Origin of the sequence: Niallia sp. HCP3S3_B10 (assembly GCF_052064465.1) — a bacterium.
GTDB classification, from domain to species: domain Bacteria; phylum Bacillota; class Bacilli; order Bacillales; family Cytobacillaceae; genus Niallia; species Niallia hominis.
On sequence record NZ_JBQHVO010000049.1, the window covers coordinates 1 to 16,780 of the forward strand.

11 protein-coding genes are annotated in these 16,780 nt (G+C 38.3%); all 11 read left to right on the forward strand.

Annotation, left to right across the window (positions count from 1 at the left end; translation table 11 throughout):
* The first annotated feature begins 163 nt into the window (after window positions 1-163).
* The 11 genes from hutH (at window position 164) to ACTNDN_RS18255 (ending at window position 16,772) form a co-directional block, all read left to right on the forward strand.
* Window positions 164-1,663: a histidine ammonia-lyase gene (hutH, locus tag ACTNDN_RS18205; RefSeq protein WP_031536456.1), complete on the forward strand. Its 1,500-nt coding sequence runs from the start codon at window positions 164-166 to the stop codon at window positions 1,661-1,663.
* A gap of 83 nt (window positions 1,664-1,746) precedes the next feature.
* The gene (locus ACTNDN_RS18210) at window positions 1,747-3,213 is read left to right on the forward strand and encodes a helix-turn-helix domain-containing protein (RefSeq protein WP_349204738.1); all 1,467 of its coding nucleotides are present in this window, start codon (window positions 1,747-1,749) and stop codon (window positions 3,211-3,213) included.
* Between the two features lie 463 nt (window positions 3,214-3,676).
* Complete coding sequence (gene hutU, locus ACTNDN_RS18215; RefSeq protein ID WP_235252014.1) at window positions 3,677-5,356, forward strand: urocanate hydratase; 1,680 nt, start codon at window positions 3,677-3,679, stop codon at window positions 5,354-5,356.
* Between the two features lie 3 nt (window positions 5,357-5,359).
* A complete protein-coding gene (hutI, locus tag ACTNDN_RS18220) occupies window positions 5,360-6,634 on the forward strand; it encodes an imidazolonepropionase (RefSeq protein ID WP_441131682.1) in 1,275 nt (424 codons plus the stop codon).
* Window positions 6,635-6,719: 85 nt separating this feature from the next.
* The gene (locus ACTNDN_RS18225) at window positions 6,720-8,054 is read left to right on the forward strand and encodes a YjiH family protein (RefSeq protein WP_441131683.1); all 1,335 of its coding nucleotides are present in this window, start codon (window positions 6,720-6,722) and stop codon (window positions 8,052-8,054) included.
* Window positions 8,055-8,161: 107 nt separating this feature from the next.
* Complete coding sequence (locus ACTNDN_RS18230; protein WP_441131684.1) at window positions 8,162-9,406, forward strand: Zn-dependent hydrolase; 1,245 nt, start codon at window positions 8,162-8,164, stop codon at window positions 9,404-9,406.
* Window positions 9,407-9,418: 12 nt separating this feature from the next.
* A complete protein-coding gene (locus tag ACTNDN_RS18235; RefSeq protein ID WP_441131686.1) occupies window positions 9,419-10,759 on the forward strand; it encodes an amidohydrolase family protein in 1,341 nt (446 codons plus the stop codon).
* Window positions 10,760-10,944: 185 nt separating this feature from the next.
* Window positions 10,945-13,857, forward strand: a complete 2,913-nt coding sequence (locus tag ACTNDN_RS18240; protein WP_441131687.1) for a glycosyl hydrolase 115 family protein — start codon at window positions 10,945-10,947, stop codon at window positions 13,855-13,857.
* Window positions 13,858-14,292: 435 nt separating this feature from the next.
* A complete protein-coding gene (locus ACTNDN_RS18245) occupies window positions 14,293-14,973 on the forward strand; it encodes a response regulator transcription factor (protein WP_031536448.1) in 681 nt (226 codons plus the stop codon).
* Window positions 14,974-15,055: 82 nt separating this feature from the next.
* Entirely contained in the window at window positions 15,056-15,979 is a 924-nt protein-coding gene (locus tag ACTNDN_RS18250; protein ID WP_031536447.1) for an ABC transporter ATP-binding protein, read from the forward strand.
* On the forward strand, window positions 15,972-16,772 hold the full coding sequence (locus ACTNDN_RS18255; protein WP_031536446.1) for an ABC transporter permease: 801 nt from the start codon (window positions 15,972-15,974) through the stop codon (window positions 16,770-16,772). Before ACTNDN_RS18250 ends, ACTNDN_RS18255 begins: the two co-directional genes overlap by 8 nt.
* Window positions 16,773-16,780: the final 8 nt, after the last annotated feature.

The following is a 16,780-nucleotide window of genomic DNA, read 5'->3' on the forward strand; positions in this document are numbered from 1 at the left end:
TTACTAAATTCGACATTTTGGGGAGGTACTCCTTTTTTTGTGTCTCTGAGACCTTGAGGCTCTAAGCGTTAAATTTATGAAATTGATTCACTTATGTTTTTCTTGAAAATAGAAATTAGGTTTTTTGTATTATACCCGATTAAACCTAAAGGAGGAACCCACCATGCTAACCCTAACCGGCAACAACCTAACCTTACCCACCCTAAAAAAAATCCTCTACACCAACGAAACCGTCCAACCATCAAAAGAAAGCCTAACAAAAGTAAAAAACAGTCGAAAAGCCGTCGAGGAAATCGTAAACCAAGGAAAAACGGTTTATGGCATTAATACGGGCTTCGGCAAATTAAGCGACGTCCGTATTGATAAGGAAGATGTAGAAACACTACAGCTCAATTTAATCCATTCCCATGCTTGTGGAGTAGGTGAACCTTTTGCTGAAGTGGTTTCAAGAGCTATTCTTCTTCTAAGGGCGAATGCCTTACTAAAAGGATATTCAGGAGTTCGACCGCTCATTATTGATAGATTACTAGCACTTCTCAATAAAGCCATTCATCCCGTCATACCACAGCAAGGATCCCTTGGAGCAAGCGGCGATCTTGCGCCCTTATCTCATCTTGCCTTAGCACTTCTCGGAGAAGGAGAAGTATTTTATAAAGGAAAAAGAAGACCTTCATTGGAAGCTTTACAAGCTGAAGGCATAGAACCAATCAGGCTTTCCGCAAAGGAAGGGCTAGCACTGATAAATGGAACACAAGCAATGACTGCTATGGGTGCTGTTGCTTACTTAGAAGCGGAGAAGCTAGCCTATCAATCGGAACAAATTGCCGCAGTTACGATGGAAGGATTAAGGGGAATTATTGATGCATTCGATGATGACGTGCACCAAGCAAGAGGATATCAAGAACAAATTGATGTCGCTCAGCGAATGCGCGCATATCTTGCTGGTAGTAAGCTAATAACGGTACAAGGGGAACTACGTATTCAGGATGCTTATTCGCTTCGTTGTATTCCCCAAGTGCATGGTGCTACTTGGCAGACGTTGCAGTATGTGAAACATAAACTAGAAATAGAGATGAATGCAGCGACAGATAATCCTTTAATTTTTAACGATGGGGAAAAGGTTATTTCTGGCGGGAATTTTCATGGTCAGCCGATTGCACTTGCGATGGACTTTATGGGGATTGCGATGGCAGAATTGGCGAATATTTCGGAGCGGCGGATTGAACGATTAGTTAATCCTCAATTAAATGATTTGCCAGCATTCTTAAGCTCGAAGCCTGGATTGCAATCTGGGGCGATGATTATGCAGTATGTCGCAGCTTCATTGGTGTCGGAAAATAAAATTCTTGCCCATCCAGCTAGTGTGGATTCGATTCCGTCTTCTGCAAATCAGGAGGACCATGTTAGTATGGGGACCATTGGTGCGAGGCATGCCTATCAAATTATTGAACATACACGAAAAGTGTTAGCGATTGAATTAATTTGTGCGACTCAAGCTGCGGAAATTCGCGGAAAAGATAGAATGGGAGCTTTTACGAAAAAGGTAGTGGAGCAAGTAAGAAACTATGTTGCTCCAATTGAGGAGGATCGGATTTTCGCGGATGATATCGAAAAGTTAAGTAAAGCATTGAAGGAATCATTTGAAATCGATTCAGAGATTTAAGAATGAAAATTATAGCATTATTCTAATGCCTGTCTACTGTTATAATAGTGTCAAAGTCATTATGAATAAGGGAGCAGGTTTTTATGTTTAAAATCTTGATTGCAGATCGTGACAGGCAAGAAGTGAATGGAATAGAATGGCTTGTTTCAAAATATTCATCCCCAGATTTTATCATGGAAAAAAGAAATGAACTGGCAGAAGTATTAGCAGTGCTTGAAACAGATTTACCGGATATTTTGTTTATTGAATTAGATATGATTCCAGACACCCATTGGAAGATGGTTCAATCCTATATTAATAGATATGCAAAGAAGGTCGTTACTCTTACAGCTGAAACTACATTTGAGCGTGCAATGCAGGCGATGTCCGTCAAAGCAGTTGATTTACTGGTAAAACCATTAACGCCGAATCTCGTCAAGAAAGCCTTTCAAGAATTAATGCGCATGCAATTACCCCTTTTGAAAGATGAAAAAAATACCTCGAGAACAGCATATGACTCGAAATATGAAGCACTGTTTATTGATGATATGATTCCGTATGAATATCCAGTATTTCTCATAGAAAGTGAATGGAATGATGCATTGGATGAAATAAGAGTATTTAGTAATGAATTTGATTTTTATTACAAGCCTGTTATTTTTTCAACGAGTGATCATCTTGTCCTTGCCTTTCAACATGAACTGCAGGATGAAATCAATGAAGCAAAGCGTTTCTTAAGAGAATGGGAAATCGAGCATGATGCGCCTCTTGCAATTGCGATTAGTCATCGCGACCAGCATTCTCTCTACCAGACATATAATCACTTAAGAAAAGCAATTAACGTAACGTTTTATACAGGATACCGCCAAGTAATTCTCGCCAATGATTTTCACGATTGGGTCGAAAGAGATCCTTTTTTAACGATGGAACAGCAACGGGATTGGGTCCATATGCTTGATGAAAAGGAAATTAGTGAAATTAAGGCATGGATGTACGGAGAATTTTTCAGTATGAAAAGTCCTTATCCTTCTCCTAGTATGCTTCGAACAAGGTTAACGAGTATTCTTGCACAGGTTCGTCGCTATATGATTAAAAGCGGACTGCAAGATAGCAGCAGTGAGAATTATTATAAGGATGTTTTTAATAAAATCTTAAATTATAGTGTTCTTTATCGAATTGTCCAGGAAATAATTTTGTTTATTGATTACTTATTTGATATCCAAAATCAACGAGTAGAAAAACCGAAGCTGGACATCATGGAAGCAGCGATTACTTATATGGAAAAAAATTATTATCGTTCTGATTTATCGTTAGTCGAAGTAGCAAATCATATCGGTCGTAGTCCATCCTATTTCAGCTATTTATTAACAAACAAAAACAATAGAAGCTTTCGAGAAATCCTGACAAATATCCGTATTCAAAAGGCAAAGGACATCTTAAGCACCTCCGATACACCAATCCAAAACACAGCAAAATTAGTCGGCTTTAATAACCCAAATTACTTCAGCCGCATCTTTAGAAAACAAACAGGACTATCCCCAAGAGAATTTATCAGGCAGCAAACACTTTAATATAGGCTGTTATCTTCAATAGGTAAAAAGAATTAGTTGGAAACAATTAGCAGCCGGAATACACGTAGACTCCTGTGGGATTAGCGAGACAGCCTGAGACCCTGCAGGAGCGTAGCGACGAAGCGGCTCAGCGCGAGCCCCACGGAAAGCGAAGTGTATTCCGGCTGCGGGCGATAGCAACAAACTTTACGAAAAAAGCCTTAAGAAGATGCCTCCTATTGAGAAATAATTGGCAGGGACGTCTTTAGATATTTTGATTTTTAACTGCGTTGAAAACAATAAAACAGGTTATTATCTAATATTTTTATCCAATCCAAAATTATCATCATAAATTTAACCGTTTACATACAGCTTGTCAGATACAACCCGTAAATAATTATCCTTTTTCATAAGATAATTACCTATTATAATTTATTAATTTTGATAAAGTTTAAATTATAAGAAAATTTAATCATTTAGGGGGATGGTACATGTGACACAAATAAAAAGACAAGTCGAACAATATACAGGTACTACATTACACGCGAAAAATTGGATCTCAGAAGCAGCATTACGGATGTTAAATAATAACCTCAATCCAGAAGTAGCAGAAAATCCCGATCAATTAGTTGTTTATGGAGGTATAGGGAAAGCCGCTCGTAACTGGGAATGCTATGAAGCGATTGTAAAGGAATTAAAGCAATTGGAGGAGGACGAAACATTACTTGTTCAGTCAGGAAAGCCAGTTGCAGTGTTTAGAACACATAAAGACGCGCCAAAAGTGTTAATTGCCAATTCCAATCTTGTCCCTGCATGGGCCAATTGGGACCACTTTAATGAATTAGATAGAAAAGGATTAATGATGTACGGGCAGATGACTGCTGGAAGCTGGATTTACATCGGCAGCCAGGGGATTGTTCAAGGTACTTATGAAACTTTTGCAGAATGTGCCCGTCAGCATTTTGGATCCAGCCTGAAAGGAACAATCACACTAACTGCTGGTCTTGGCGGAATGGGTGGAGCTCAACCGTTAGCAGTAACCTTAAATGAAGGTGTTTGTATTGCGATAGAAGTGGATCAACATCGTATCGACCGCAGACTAGAGACGAAATACTTGGATATTTCCACAGATAGTTTAGATGAGGCTATCCAAATGGCAAAAGAGGCAAAGCAAAAAGGTCGTGCTCTTTCGATTGGCTTACTCGGAAATGCTGCTGAAATTTTACCTCAAATGTTGGAGAGAGGATTTATTCCTGAGGTACTAACAGATCAAACCTCTTCCCATGATCCTTTGAACGGCTATGTACCTGCTCAGATGTCGCTTGAAGAAGCAGCAGAATTAAGAAATACCAATCCAGAAGCGTATACCATATTAGCGAAAAAAAGTATTGCAACACATGTGCAGGCAATGTTAGATATGCAAGCTAAAGGGGCAGTAACATTCGACTATGGAAACAATATTCGCCAGGTTGCAAAAGATGAAGGGGTTGAGAATGCCTTTGATTTTCCTGGCTTTGTCCCAGCGTATATTCGTCCTCAATTCTGTGAAGGAAAAGGGCCGTTTCGGTGGGTAGCATTATCAGGTGATCCGGAAGATATTTACAAAACAGATGAGGTTATTTTAAGGGAATTTAGCGACAATGAATCTTTATGTAAGTGGATCAAAATGGCACAGGACAAAATCAGTTTCCAAGGCTTGCCATCCCGCATTTGCTGGCTTGGCTATGGGGAACGGGCAAGGTTTGGAAAAATCATTAATGATATGGTGGCAAGTGGAGAATTAAAAGCACCAATCGTTATCGGACGTGACCATTTAGATTCTGGCTCTGTTGCATCACCAAACCGTGAAACAGAAGGAATGAAGGATGGGAGTGATGCGGTAGCAGATTGGCCGATTCTAAATGCATTAATCAATAGTGTCGGTGGAGCTAGCTGGGTGAGTGTTCATCATGGTGGCGGTGTTGGGATGGGTTACTCACTTCATGCAGGCATGGTCATTGTTGCAGATGGGACAAAAGATGCGGAAAAGCGAATCGAACGAGTATTGACGACAGACCCAGGTATGGGGGTAGTTAGACATGTCGATGCAGGTTATGAATCTGCTGTGAAAACAGCGAAAGAAAAAGGAATCCATATTCCGATGCTAAAAAATGCGGAGGTGTAATGCTTGACGGATTTACTGTTTATTAAACATGCAGCACAACTAATTACTGTAGAAGGTCATACGGAAAAGCCAGCTAAAAAACAAGCAATGAGTGAGATTACTGTGATAGAAAATGGAGCAGTACTCGTGCAGGATGGTAAGGTTCTTGATGTTGGAGAAACAAGTGCAATCGAAGCAAAATATCCAGAATTGATTGCCGCTGCAAATCATATCGATGCAACGAATAAGACGGTAACCCCTGGTTTAATCGATCCGCATACACATTTAGTCCATGCCGGAACAAGAGAGAATGAATATGCGATGCGTCTACAAGGAAAAACCTATATGGATATTATGAACGCAGGGGGAGGGATTCATGCCACCACTCGGGCGACACAGGAAGCATCATTTGAGCAATTATATGCGGAGTCAAAAGCTAGATTAGATAAATTTTTAACCCATGGTGTGACAACAGTAGAGGCTAAAAGTGGCTATGGCTTGTCCCTAGAGCATGAAATAAAACAACTCGAGGTTGCAAAAAAACTACAGCAGAATCATCACATGGATATCGTTTCTACTTTTATGGGAGCACATGCCATCCCGCTGGCAGATAAAGACGATCCAGAACGATTTGTTGATCAAGTCATTGACGAGATGATTCCAGAAGTGGCACGTAGGGGCTTAGCAACTTTTAATGACGTCTTTTGTGAGCGTGGTGTGTTTACACCAGAACAATCACGTCGCATTTTAGAAGCTGGGAAGGAACATGGATTAATTCCGAAAATTCATGCCGATGAAATTGAACCATACGGAGGGGCAGAACTAGCAGCTGAAGTAGGTGCGATATCTGCAGATCACTTATTAAGAGCTTCTAGTCAAGGGATTGAACAGATGGCAGAGCGTGATGTCATAGCTGTTTTATTACCAGGTACCGCATTTTTCCTAATGGCAGAATTTGCAGAGGCAAGAAAAATGATAGATAGAGGAGTTGCTGTAGCCCTATCAACAGATGCCAATCCAGGTTCCTCGCCAACCCTATCACTCCCATTCATTATGAATTTAGGATGCTTGAAAATGGGCATGACACCAGAAGAAGTTATAACCGCAACAACTATCAATGCAGCACATGCCATTGGTCGTGCTGACACGATAGGGAGCTTGGAAAAAGGAAAGCAAGCAGACATAACCATTTTCGATGTACCCAATTACCTAACCCTATCCTATCAGTATGGAATGAACCATGTGGATACTGTGATAAAAAAAGGAATACCAGTCGTTATACAAAAACAGCTTCAATGAAGGTGGTAATGATTTGGTGGAGATTACTAGCATTTTCTCCACCAAAAGCAAGATGTATAAAAAATCATAAAATGGAGGAACTTACATGGAAAATACGGAAAAACAAATCCCTTTTGCAGAAGAAAAAATCCCAAATAATAGTCTAAAAGTTTTTAAGTTTATTGTTTACAGCTTAATCGGTATTTTTACTTTTTTTATTCCTATTACCATCAATGACAGCTCCACAATTCCACTCGATCATCTAGTCACCTATGTTCAACAATCTGTTCCAGCGGCCTTACCATATTATGCATTACTTGTTATCTTATTTGGCGCTATTTATCCATTTGTTAATAAATCATGGAAAAAAAATGCGGTCAATATCGTCTTATCCTTTTTCAAAATCATCGGTCTTGTTTTTGCGATATTTTATGTTTTTAAAGTTGGACCTGCATGGTTTTTTGAACCAGGAATGGGACCATTCCTATTTGATAAGCTAGTGATTCCTGTTGGGGTGCTTGTACCAATTGGCGCTGTGTTTTTAGCATTATTAGCTGGGTATGGATTATTAGAATTTATTGGAGTTTTATTGCAGCCAGTTATGCGCCCTATTTGGAAAACTCCGGGTCGTTCTGCGATTGATGCTGTTGCATCCTTTGTAGGAAGCTATTCGATTGGTCTGTTGATTACAAACAAAGTGTATAAAGAAGGAAAATACAATATCAAAGAAGCAACAATTATTGCAACAGGGTTTTCTACTGTCTCCACCACCTTTATGATCGTTGTGGCGAAAACACTAGGTTTAATGGACATTTGGAATATTTATTTCTGGGTTACGTTAGTTGTAACATTTGCCGTAACAGCTATCACGGTGCGCATATGGCCACTTAACAGAATGAGTGAGGAGTATTATCAAGGAAATGCGAATCCAGAAGAGGTCATTAAAGAGAAGCGATTTCAACATGCATGGAAACAAGCGATGGAGGCTGTTGATCATTCATTACCAATCTATAAAAATATCGTTAGTAATTTAAAAGATGGATTTATTATGACAATGGCTATTTTGCCATCGATATTATCTGTTGGGTTACTCGGCTTAGTGTTAGCAGAATATACACCGGTTTTTGATATTATCGGAATGATTTTCTATCCATTTACATGGATCCTGCAAATTCCAGATCCGATGCTAGCTGCAAAAGCATCAGCCGTTGAGATTGCAGAAATGTTCTTGCCAGCAGGGCTTGTAGCAGAGGCGGAATTAATTACTAGATTCGTCATTGGTACGTTATCCGTTTCAGCCGTTATCTTTTTCTCTTCTCTCGTTCCATGTATTCTATCAACAGATATTCCAATTAGTATTCCTAAATTGCTTGTCATCTGGATTGAGCGAACAATCTTAACACTGATTATTGTAACGCCACTAGCATTTTTGCTTTTATAGTTTGTTTTTTTAAGAAATGACAATCTAAAACTCTCCTGACTTTTGGTTAGGGGAGTTTGGTTGTTAATCATAGATTGAAAGAATTACGAGAGGGAGCGAGGGGGAAAATGCTTAATGTAAATAAACAACGAATAGAACAGAAGCTGTTTGCTTTAGGGGAGATTGGTCGTAATGCAAATGGAGGGATGGATCGGATGACATTTACTCCCGCTGAAATGGAAGCGAGAAATTGGTTGAAGCAGGAGCTTCATTCCTTGAATCTAGCTGTTCATGTAGATGAAGCGGCAAATATTTGGGGGAGAAGAGAAGGGACTAATCCAGAATTACCTGTCCTTACATTTGGTTCTCATATTGATTCAGTTCCAAATGGCGGCATCTATGATGGAGCGCTTGGAGTGATTCTCGCATTGGAAGTGATGCGTGTGTTAGAAGAAAATAACGTAAAAACAATGCATCCATTAGAGCTAGTTTCATTCAGCGCAGAGGAGCCTAACCCATTTGGTTTCTCCACTTTTGGCAGTAGAGCGATAACTGGAAAATTAACAGCTGAAGATATTGTCGGTGTCACGGATCCAGACGGGCGATTATTAACAGACGCATTATGGGAAGCAGGGGGAAATCCCAATGATTTTGCAAGTGCTGTAAGAAACCCTCATGAATTTGCCGCTTATTTGGAGGTTCATATTGAACAAGGGAAACGGTTGCTGCAACGTGATATCCCAGTTGGGGTTGTGACAGGCATTACTGGTATTTATCGGGAAGAAGTAACGGTTAGAGGGGATGCGAATCATGCAGGGACAACACTAATGAAGGATAGAGTGGATGCATTTTTAGCAGCAGCAAGCATGGCGCTTGCCCTAGAAGAAATTTTACGAAACTACCCTGATGAAGAGGTTGTTGGGACAATTGGTCAGGTTTTCGTAAAGCCAAATGCAACGAATATTGTACCAGGTGAAGTGACATTCTCTTTAGAACTTAGAGGGCAAACAAAGGAGAAAATTCAAGATGTGTTAGCAAAATGGGAAGAGAAGGTGCAAATCATGCATAGGCATAGAAAGGTGGAATTAAAACGAATAGTAAAGCTTGATCAAGCACCGGTACCGATGAGTGAAAAGATAGTAGCATGCTGTGAGGAGCAGGCGGCTAATCTTAGCTATCCGTCTTACCGATTAGGAAGCATGGCAGGTCATGATGCTGCCCATATGGCATCGGTTACCCAAGCAGGTATGTTATTTGTTCCGAGTTTAGCTGGGAAAAGTCATTGTCCAGAAGAGGAGAGCAGGATGGAGGACATTGAAAAAGTCGGCAACGTTTTACTACATTCTATTTTAGCATTGGATAACAGTCACTAAGGAGGAGAATTGGTGGGGAACTTATTTATAGCGGAGAGTATTTATACGAACGGAACTTTTAAAGAGCAATATAGTTTGTATGTGGAAGATGGAGTGATTAAGGAAATTGGTCCGACTGAGCAGTTAAAGGGAAAGTATCAAGGAGCTACTGTTCATTCATTAGAAGGAAAAACGATTATTCCAGGCACTGTCAATTCGCATAATCATTCCTTTCAAAGTTTACTAAGAGGAATTGCGGTCGATCGACCATTTTTGGAATGGCGAGATGAGGCATTATATAAATATACGCCTTACTTAGATGAAGAGGCGATTTACACTGGTGCTTTGTTTGCGTTTGGAGAAATGCTCCGCTATGGGGTGACAACGGTCAGTGACTTTTTCTATGTGCATAACAATGGGATAGCCTATGATGAAGCAGTTATCCAGGCTGCGAAGGATGTTGGGATCAGACTTGTGTTAGCACGAACAATGTATGATTGGGACGGTGCTCCAAAAGCGTATATCGAGACAATTGATGATGCTGTTTCCAGAACCTATGCGCTTGCGAAGAAATATCAAGGCAATTCGATGATCCATATCCAACCAGCGCCGCATAGTCCACATGCTGCATCTCCGGAAATGATTAAAGCCGGGCATCGTCTTGCTTGTGAGATTGACACACCGTTCCATATTCATGTAGCAGAAGAACCCTTTGAGGTGGAAGAGACGCTAGCGAAATATGGGCTTAGACCAGTCCATTACTTAGATTCATTAGGAGTAGTGGATGAGCGAATGATCGCGATTCATTTGGTTTGGCTAGAACAAGCTGAAATAGACCTCCTTGGTTCTAGAAACACATCTCTTGCTTATTGTCCATCTAGCAATATGTTTTTAGCTGATGGAATTACAAAGATTCCTGATTTGGTGAAGGCAGGTGTGAACATTACATTGGGATCAGATGGTGCATGTAGCAATAATCGCATTTCTGTTTTTGAGGAAATGAGAATGTGCTCGATTTTGCAAAAGGTTGATAGATTGGATGGAACGATTGTAAATGCCCAGCAAGTATTTGATATGGGCACAAAAAATGCTGGAGAAATCCTGCGTTTACCAATCGGAAAATTAGAACAGGGAATGCAAGCTGATTTTGTGGCGATTGATACGAATGATTTGTCATTATTACCAAAAACTAATTTAATTGCAAATATTGTCTATTCGATGCAGCCAAATGCTATCAAGGATGTGTATGTGAAAGGGAAGCAGATTGTCGGTGATGGTAAGCTTTTGACCATTTCAGAGGGGGCTATTGGGAAGCGGGTGAATGATTTTTTTGAAAAGACTAGAGATGAAATGAATTCAGGATCTAAAAGATGAAATAAATAGTGCTGAGCAGTAGGGAATCCTACTGTTTTTTTAATAGAAAGCTGTAATTTGTATTCTTTTGCACATTTGGAAAATAGAATATGGTATTATTATAGAACTAATAGTAATCGCTTACAATTATATCAACCACTAGTAAAAAATCTGTCATAAACCTAACCAATAGAAGAGGTGTTTATATGGAATTTACGATTAACAGAGACATGTTAAAAAGTGTAACAGCAGTTGATCATACTGGCTCCTTAATTTACCAAGAAAAAGAGGCATTTAGTGGAATACATAAAATTGCTAGAAAGGTTATGGGGGATGTGGAGTTAGTGTTTGGCTATGCACCACAAGCGACTTCGGACAGAAAGAAGCTTGGAAAGCATGCTGTTTTATATGGAACCTTGAACCATAGCCCAATGCTTCATGAATTGGAAGAGAAACAGCTGATTGATCTGTCAGAAGTGAAAGGAAAGAGGGAAGTTTATTTATTTCAAGTCATTGAAAATCCCTTTGAAGATGTAGAAAAAGCACTAGTAATCGCTGGGAGTGATAAGCGTGGAACAATCTACGGGCTATTTCATTTATCAGAGCTCCTTGGCGTTTCTCCGTTGGTGGATTGGTGTGATGTTAAACCAAAGCATAAAGAGTCATTCTCATTGAGTGGAGATTTAAAATATCTTTCGAAAGAGCCGTATGTGCGTTACCGTGGTTTTTTTATCAATGATGAATGGCCTGCTTTTGGAAACTGGACGACGAAGAATTTTGGCGGCTTTAATGCGGAAATGTATGACCATGTTTTTGAATTATTGCTGAGATTGAAAGGAAATTATCTATGGCCAGCTATGTGGTCTGCTCGTTTTAGCGAGGATGGACCAGGATTGTTAAATGCAGTATTAGCAGATGAATATGGGGTAGTCATGGGGGCGTCCCATCATGAGCCTTGTTTGCGAAATGGAGAGGAATATAAATATTTGCGTGGGAAGGACTCTATTTATGGAGACGCCTGGAATTTTATTGCAAATAGAGAAGGCATTACGAAGTTTTGGAAAGATGGTCTGAAGCGGAACGGAAACTTTGAAAATGTCATTACGGTTGGGATGCGTGGGGAAGCGGATACAACTATTATGGGGAAAGATGCTACCCTTGCAGATAATATCGAATTACTGCGAAATGTCATCCAAACGCAAAATCAATTAATCCGAGAAAATATCAATCCAAATCTTTCCGAAGTTCCAAGAATGCTAGCTTTATATAAAGAAGTAGAACCCTTCTTTTATGGGGATGAACATACGGCTGGCTTAATCGGATCGGAGGAGCTTGAAGATATCATTCTTATGCTCTGTGATGATAACCATGGAAATCTGCGTACATTGCCAACAGAAGAAATGCGCAGCCATTCAGGTGGCTATGGGATGTACTATCATTTTGATTATCATGGTGGACCCATTTCCTATGAATGGATAAATAGTTCGTATCTTCCGAAGATATGGGAACAGATGACAATGGCTTACGATTTTGGTGTTCGGGATTTATGGATTGTAAATGTAGGAGATATTGCTACACAGGAATTCCCGTTATCTTATTTCTTAGATTTGGCTTATGACTTTGAAAAATGGGGAACCTCTGCCAAAAATAAGACAGATGATTATACGAGAAAATGGATTGATACCCAGTTTGACGGTGTATTTAATGAAGTGAAAAAGGAGAAGGTTTTTGAACTCCTAACAGGCTACACGAAAATGGCACATAATCGCAGACCAGAGCATATGAATGCAGAAGTCTATCATCCTGTTCATTATAGGGAAACAGATCAGACATTACAGCAAATCGATTATCTTTTAAAGGCTGCAGAGGAACTATATAAACAAGTGGATTCAGAGAAATTACCAAAGTTTTTCTCTTTAGTCTATTATCCTGCTGTAGGAAACTTGAACTTGCAGAAGATGTGGCTTCTTACCGGGAAAAATCATGATGATGCCAAGCTTGGTAAAATGGAAGCAAACAAATTAGCGGAACAAATTAGAGCGTGTTTGACCAGAGATAGAGAACTGGTTGAGCAATATCATACCATTGATAATGGGAAGTGGTATGGAATGGGGATGTCTGAGCATATCGGTTTTACGAACTGGAATGAAGAAGGATGTCAAAACCCAATTCTTATGCAAGTGTTCCCCGCTAATAAACCGAGATTAATTGTTTCCATAGATGGGACGAATCAGCATTCGGAAGGCCCAGCATGGCATAATAATACACTGTATTTAGATGCATTTCTACAGCCGCATATAGAGGAAGCGACATTCACTATTTCTAGCTTAAGTGAAAAAAATGCAGAGTTTATGATTACTTGTGAAAACCAATGGCTAACATGTTCGAAAACGAGTGGTAGTTTGGATGGTAGAGATAAAACATCGGAAGTCATTCAGGTGAGCATTAATCGTAAGGAAATGGGAGACGATTCAGAGGGGCGTATTGTCGTAGAAATGCCTTGTGGTACGTGTACCATTCTAGTATACGCAGCCCAAAATGATTACAAAGAATTCCCTGAGCGGACTTTTATAGATACGAATGGCTATATTTCGATAGAAGCCGAGCATTATTTTCTAAACAAGGAAGCAGTGAATCAACAGGGGGACATGTATCGATTTGAAGTGCTTGAAGGCTATGGCAAAACATTATCTGCCATGAAGGCTTTTCCAACAACCAAGCATTTTTCAGTAGGGGAGGATGCACCCTATCTGGAATATCATTTTGTCGTACTGGAAGCTGGAACGCATGAAGTAGAATTATATCTACAGCCTTCTAATCCAGTTACAAAGGATAATACGTTATTCTGTGGTATCCAAGCAAATGAGGATGACATCAACATTGTTAATATTATCCCAGAAGAATATATCGTTGGGGAAAGTGATAATTGGGGAGTGGATGTGCTGAATAATATCCATCGATACTGTCATCGAATCGAGTGTAAAGCAGGATTGAATACACTAAGAATTTATGCAGTAAGCCCAGGATATGTATTAGAAAAGCTAGTAATCTATCCAGAAGGTAAGAAGCCGGCAGCTAGCTATTTAGGGCCGACGGAAACTTATTATGTTGGAAAGTGAATAAGTTATTTTAAGAATATTTACTATTATGAAAGTTTTGAAGAGTCATCTAACAAATGAATTTCAGTAGCGGAGGGTGTTCTATTTTTTTAAACATCCTCTTTATTTATTTGTTACTTCTTATGAATTCTCTTTAGTACCTTGGTATGTTTAAACAAAATAGCAACAATATAGGACTTGGGGTAAGGGAATGATGTTAAATTTATAAAACTTTAGAAGCAATTTGTTTAGTAAATAAAGAAATAAGAGGGTTATACTATCCTTTGGTCGAATAGCTTAATAGGTTTAAAATTCGGACAACAAGAGACTTTCAGAGTAGCAATTTTTATTTAATTATAAACTAGAAAATGAAGGAAAGGAGAAACTGTATTTTAGGATCACATACAGTTGGAAGTAAAGTGCAGGAAAACAGCACTACTTCTATATTAATCACAAATGGAAAAAATACTGATTATTGAAGATAATGAAGATGTAAGTAGATTGCTAGCAGAGTTTTTAAAAGATGAAGGATATGAAGTGAGCATTGAACTTAATGGAATGGAAGGTCTAATGGAAGCTAAAAAGAATCAATACAACTTGATTTTGTTAGATATCATGCTTCCATATAAAAGTGGCGAGGAAATTTTAAAAGAAATTCGAGCATTTCACGACATTCCGATAATCATTATTTCGGCTAAAGATATGGTTTCAACGAAGATTGACTTATTAAGATTAGGTGCCGATGATTACATAACAAAGCCATTTAACTTAGGAGAAGTTTCCGCTAGAATAATGACTAACCTACGTCATTATAATAGTCAGAAGAAAGCAAATAATGTATTGAAGTATAGAGATTTAAACTTAGATATTACGAATAAAGAACTTACTTTATCTGGAGTAAAATTAGACCTAACTGCAAAGGAATATCTCATCATGGAATTATTAATGCGGAATCCTGGAAAAGTTTATTCGAAAAGTAATATTTATGAATCTTTATGGAATAAAGAATATTTAGGAGATGATAATTCAGTAAAAACACATATCAGTAATTTGCGAAATAAATTAAAAACGGTTAACCCTGATATCGACTATGTAGAAACAGTATGGGGATTAGGATATCGCATGTATAAGGCTTAAGAAAAAATTTTCTTAACCCTTTTTTTATTCTTAACCTTTTCTTAACTTTTAGATATTATATTTGGAATTGAGGTGATGATGGATGATAGATTATATGTTAAAAACAAGCGATATTACCAAAACATTTCGTAAGGCAGATGCGTTACGAAATGTTTCCATTACAATAGAATCTGGAAAAATATATGGATTAATTGGAAGTAATGGGGCTGGTAAAAGTACTTTAATGAGGATTATTGCAGGTCTAAGTTTTCCGACATCAGGGAAAATGGAGCTTTTTGGGAAAGAAAGTCCTAAAGATATTCAAGCTGAACGTAAGAGAATTGGGTGCATGATAGAATCACCGAGTGTTAACCTCAGTCTATCAGCAAAGGAAAACATCAGATATCATAGAGTTTTACGAGGTATTTCGAATGAAGAAATTGAGGATGAACTAATACAGTTAGTGGGATTGGGTGATACAGGAAAAAAACAGGTTAAAGATTTTTCACTTGGTATGAAGCAGAGATTGGGAATTGCAGTTTCTTTGATTAATAATCCTGAATTACTTATTCTTGATGAACCAATTAATGGGCTAGATCCAATTGGTGTGAAAGAAATAAGAGTTTTACTTAAGAAGCTATGTGAAGAGAGACATATAACCGTTATTATTTCAAGTCATAATCTCCCTGAGTTATATCAGGTAGCAACAGATTATATTATTATCCATGATGGAGAAATCAAACAAACCTTAACGCTAGAAGAGCTGGAGAATAAATGTCAGAGACATCTTCTTATTGAATGTGAAAACCCGGAGGATCTTCTAGTTATATTAGAAACAGAATTAGGCACTACCAATTATAAAATAATGCCTGATAAGACTATAAAACTTTATAGCTATGTTGATGATAAGAAAAAAGTTGCCAAGACTATTTTTGAAAACGGAATTATTGCAACAAATTTTTCTGTAGAGGGAGATACGTTAGAAAACTATTTTATTTCTGTTATTGGAGGTGAAAAAAATGATTAATATCATTCAGGCTGATCTATATAAATTAAAAAAGTCTAAATCTATTCAAATATTGTTTTTAATTATGTGGGCTGCCGCCGCAATTGTGACATTAGTATCCTATTTAGTGGCTCAAGGAAAAGTAGGTGCTGAAATAAGTGGACCCATATCAGGATTAAGTGATGTTATGACAATAGCAATTGTTGGACCATTTTTAGCAGGTATCTATATATGTAGCGATTTTAGTAACAAATCAATAAATGATACGATTTCCTCTTGTGGCAATAGTAGAGGCGTTGTAATTATTAGTAAAGCGATTGTTTTATATTTATTAGTATTCCTTATGATTTTACCGTACACGGTCGTTACAATCATTGCGTTTTCCACTGGAGCGGAGTTTTCCGAACCGTTTTCTGCATCGATATTCCTTCATATTTTAGCAAATCAGACAGAACTAAATTTAACAGGAGCAGTAGTAGGAAAAATGCTTGTTATTATGCTTGTTATGATGTTAGCATATGCTTCCCAAATGAGTATAGGTATACTTCTTGCGTTTATCGTAAGAAAGACTTCGTTAGTTATCTTCTTAGGCTTCGGTATTATCATGGTTTTACAAATACTAGGAGGTTTGGGGACTGAAATTTCGGCTATAGAAAATATCCTTTCTTTTACACCGTTTTCTGTAAATAATCAGGATCTTTTCATGGATTCAGAAATAGCTGATATTTTAAAAGCTATTGGTGTCAGCCTATTATTTATTGTATGGATGCTTAGCATTACAAATGGAGTTTTTAGAAAGTCAGAAATTAAATAATTGGAAGG